Origin of the sequence: Mesorhizobium sp. M1A.F.Ca.IN.022.07.1.1, assembly GCF_003997575.1 — a bacterium.
In the GTDB taxonomy this organism is placed as follows: Bacteria; Pseudomonadota; Alphaproteobacteria; order Rhizobiales; family Rhizobiaceae; genus Mesorhizobium.
This window is the reverse complement of sequence record NZ_RZST01000438.1, coordinates 1-4137: the sequence shown is the minus strand read 5'-3', so window position 1 is coordinate 4137 and position 4137 is coordinate 1. Positions and strand designations below refer to the sequence as shown.

The window sequence follows — 4137 nt, the reverse complement described above, 5'->3', positions numbered from 1 at the left end:
TCAGATTTCCGGCTGCCTCGCCGGCCTGCCGGACGATCCGCAATCTACGCTCTATGCGGAGATATTTCGCTTGCCCGCTCGGCACAGCATGACGGTGACCAACAATCAGGTCGTGCTGAGCCGCTACTGGGAGATTGAGCCCTCACAAAGGCCGCAGCGTTCGGATGCGGCGGACGAGTTCCTGCATCTTTTCGCGCGATCGGTTGAAAACCGGATGCGGGGCACTCCGTCCGTCGGTGCCATGCTGAGTGGTGGGCTCGATTCGTCCTCGATCGCCTGCATGGCCGGACTTCAAGCTGCGGCGACGCAGAAGCCGAAGCTTAAAACTTTCTCGCTGGTGTTCGAGAGGGGGTCTTCGATGGACGAGCGGCCCTTCATCGATGCAGTGCTGGAGCAATATGGGCTCGACGGCACGCTGATCGCGGTCGGCGACTATGCGCCCTTCGCCGAGTTTGATCGCATTCTGGAGGAACAGGAAGGGACCTTCCTGGCGCCCGGTCTGTCCTTGACCCGCAGCGTCTATCGCACCGCGAGCGCTAAGGGCGTCACAGTGCTTCTCGACGGCCACGGCGGTGACGAGGTCGTGTCGCAAGGTCATGGGTATCTGCATGAGCTCGCCCATCGCGGCAGGTGGCTGGAGCTGTGGCGCGAGCTGCACAGTGCCGCCAACACCTATGGCGACGGGATGCTGCCTCTGTACTTCAAGTTCCTCGCCGCCTACGGGCCGGCCTGGCGGATTGCCAGGATGAGGGCGAAGGCCAGGCGCCTTCTCGGAAAACTGCGGCGCAGACCCTCCCATGCACCGCGCGTGGCCTGGGCAGGACTGGTCAATCCGGGGCTTGCCAGGCGTACCGATCTCGCCGAACGTTTCCATCGCGCGGCCTTTATGCCCGCCAATGTCAGCACCAGCGAAGCGCTCACCCATCGCTGGCTTTTGTCCACCGGGCTGGTGCCCCATGCTTTCGAGGTTCTCGACAAGGCCGCCGCCAATTTCGGCATCGAGCCGCGCTATCCGTTCTGGGACAAGCCGCTGGTCGAATTCTGCCTGGCACTGCCGGGCGAGGAAAAGCTGCGCAACGGCTTCGGCCGCCATGTGCTGCGCCGGGCTATGGAAGGCGTGCTGCCGCCGGCGGTGCAGTGGCGGCGCGACAAGATCGATTTCACCGCCAGCCTGGTCAAAGGCATGATCGTCAACCATCGCGATCTCCTGGACCGGCTGCTGGTGTCGGACAACGACTTGATCGCCCCCTATGTCAATCTGCCCGAGGTGAACGCGGTCTATGCGCGCATGCTGCAGCGGCCCGAGCAGGCGACGCTGCCCGACGTCCAGCATATCTGGCGTTCGGCCTCACTGTCGCTATGGCTGCGGCAGGTCCAACAGCATGGAAGCCCTGCATGAACTCTCCAGCCGCTTCTCTTGCCGCGAGGCCCGGCTCCACCATCGAAGCGGCCCCTCGAAACGGGCGTGTTCGTCGGTTTTACAAGGCGTACGGCCTGACGATCGGGTCGGAGGTGGCTTTGCCGGAACTGGAACCGACCGCGCCGGCAACCCCGGACATCGAGATCGCTGTTGGGCCGATCGATTTTCCGGAGGCTGCATTGGCGAACGCCGCGGCCTTTCGCTTCGAGCCGACACGCCAATACCTGTCCTGGCAAGCCGTTGGCACTTTCCTGATCAGCGATGCCTCCCGGATCGATGTCGATCCGGCGCCGGGCGTCGATGATCCGCTGCTTGCCTTTCCGCTTCTCGGTCCGGTGCTGGCGCTCACGCTGCATCAGCGCGGTCTGCTCGTCCTGCACGCCAGCGCGATCGCCGTTGGCGGGCAAAGCGTGATCTTCATGGGCGACAAGGGTGCCGGCAAGTCGACCACGGCGGGCGCGATGATCCGCGCCGGTCACCTTCTGCTTACCGACGATGTCGTGGCGCTGGACCTGTCCGCCCCCTCACGGCCGATGATCCTGCCCGGCTTTCCGCAGCTCAAGCTTGCAGCGGATGCCGCGAACGCCATCAGGATCGGCCGAGCGGAGGTGCGGCCGCAGGTGCATCCGCAGATCGAGAAGGCGCAGCATCGCTTGCAGGAAGGGTTCTCCGGCGAAGCCGTGCCGGCGGCCCGGATCTATGTGCTGGAGCGCGACGGGCAGGCGGCGATCACGCCGCTAAAGGGCGCCGCCGCGCTGCCGGCGATCATCAAGTTCTCCTATGTCACGCGGTTCGGCCGGCAGGCGCTGGTCGGCGATTTCGCGTCCACCCATCTCCAGCACTGCGCGCAGCTTGCCGGCCGGATCGGCGTCAGCCGGCTCGAAGTGCCGGCAGGCCTGGAGCGGATCGATGATGCCGTCGCCCTGATCGAGCGCGATCTGGCCCGGGCAAGGTGAGCAGCGGCATGGGCTGGTTCTCGAAACTTCGCCTGACACTTTTGCGGGACGTGGCCGGCTTCGGTGGTGTCATGGCGCATATCGGCGGACAGCGCACGCTGACGGCGCTTGCCTTCCTGGTCCTCGGGAGTCTGACCGAGGGCCTTTCGATCCTGCTTTTGATCCCGCTCTTGCATCTGATCGGCAGTGCCGACCAGGATTTCGCCGTGCGCGTACCGGGCGCCTTGCGCTGGCTGGTGCCGGGCGGGAAGCTCTCGCTGGCGACGGTGCTCTGCCTGCTCGTCGCTCTGGTGGCGCTGCAGGCTATGTTCAACCGCTTCAAGTCGCTCTACATGGCGCGGCTGCTCTACGACTTCGTCAACCGGGTGCGCATGAACCTGTTCGAGAGCATCGGCAAGGCGCGCTGGGGTGTCTTCACCCGCATGCGCAGCTCCGATCTCGACCACGCGCTGACCGGCGACATCGACCGCGTTCAGGCGGCAGCCTTCTCGCTGCTGATGCTCGCCCAGACGGCGCTGCTGCTTGCCGGCTATCTCGTGGTGTCGGTGTTCATCTCGCCGGTGATGACGTGCTTCGCGATCCTGATCGGCGTGCTCTTGTTCATCGCGCTGCAGCCCTTTCGCGCGCGCGCCACCGCCTACGGTCGCGTGCTGACCGGCAGCCGCCAGGACCAATACCGCACGGTGTCGGAGTTCCTCGGCGGCATCAAGGTGGCCAAGAGCCTGAATGTCGAGACGAGCTATTTCGCGCAGCTCCGCGCGACGCTGGACAAGATGAAGGCGGACAATGTCGCCTATGTCCGCAACAGCACCATCGGCACCGCGCTGTTCCAGGTCGCGAGCGTGATCGGGCTCAGCCTGTTCATCTACATCGCGCTGGTTCGCTTCCATCTCTCCCTTGCGGAAATCGTCGTGCTGCTCCTGGTCTTCATGCGGGTCGCGCCCCGCTTCATGGACATGCAGGTGCAGGCGCAGCAGATGCTGATCAACCTGCCGGCCTACACCGCCATGCAGGCCCTGCAGGCGCGCTTCGATGCCGAGCGCGAGATGGAGCCCGGCGATGCCGCGCCGAACGCAAGGCTGTCGCTCGACAGGGGCCTCGATATCCGCGACGTCTCGTTCGCCTATGGCGACGGCGATGGAAGGCCGGTGGTGAGCGGCATTAGCTTCGGCCTTCCCGCTGGCGAGGTGACGGCGCTGATCGGCCCGTCCGGTTCGGGCAAGAGCACGATCGCCGACATGCTGCTTGGGCTGCTCGAGCCGAGCCAAGGCGGGATCCTGGCGGACGGTGTCGAGATCACCGCGCAAAACCGCAGGGCCTGGCGCGGCCAGGTGGCCTATGTGCCGCAGGACGTGTTTCTGCTGCACGACACCATCGGCGCCAATCTGCGCCTGGCGGCGCCGCAGGCCGGCGACGAGGAGCTGTGGGCGGCGCTGCGCAAGGCTCATGCGGCCCACTTCGTCGAGCAGCTCGACCGGAGGCTCGAAACGGTGGTGGGCGATCGCGGCGTCAGGCTTTCCGGCGGCGAACGCCAGCGCATCGCGCTGGCACGGGCGCTGCTGCGCGAACCCTCGCTGCTTATCCTCGACGAGGCGACGAGCGCGCTCGACTGGCAGAATCAGTCGCTGATCGCTCAATCGATCGAGGAATTGCGCGGCAAGATGACTATCCTCACCATCGCGCATCGGCCGTCGATGATCGCCTTTGCCGACTGGGTCGTGGCCATCGAGGGCGGCCGCATCGTCGAGGTCGGGCAATATC

The 4137-nt window shown here is 65.6% G+C and carries 3 protein-coding genes; all 3 read left to right on the top strand.

Annotated elements, in window-relative coordinates; translation table 11 throughout:
* The coding region (locus tag EOA75_RS29835) for a lasso peptide isopeptide bond-forming cyclase (RefSeq protein ID WP_127325827.1) at nt 1-1399 on the top strand (1399 nt) is incomplete at its 5' end.
* Nucleotides 1396-2376: a serine kinase gene (locus EOA75_RS29830; RefSeq protein WP_245432942.1), complete on the top strand. Its 981-nt coding sequence runs from the start codon at nt 1396-1398 to the stop codon at nt 2374-2376. The genes EOA75_RS29835 and EOA75_RS29830, both read left to right, overlap by 4 nt.
* A gap of 8 nt (nt 2377-2384) precedes the next feature.
* Nucleotides 2385-4137, top strand: a 1753-nt coding sequence (locus tag EOA75_RS29825; protein ID WP_164747659.1) for an ABC transporter ATP-binding protein, incomplete at its 3' end; no start/stop codon positions are given.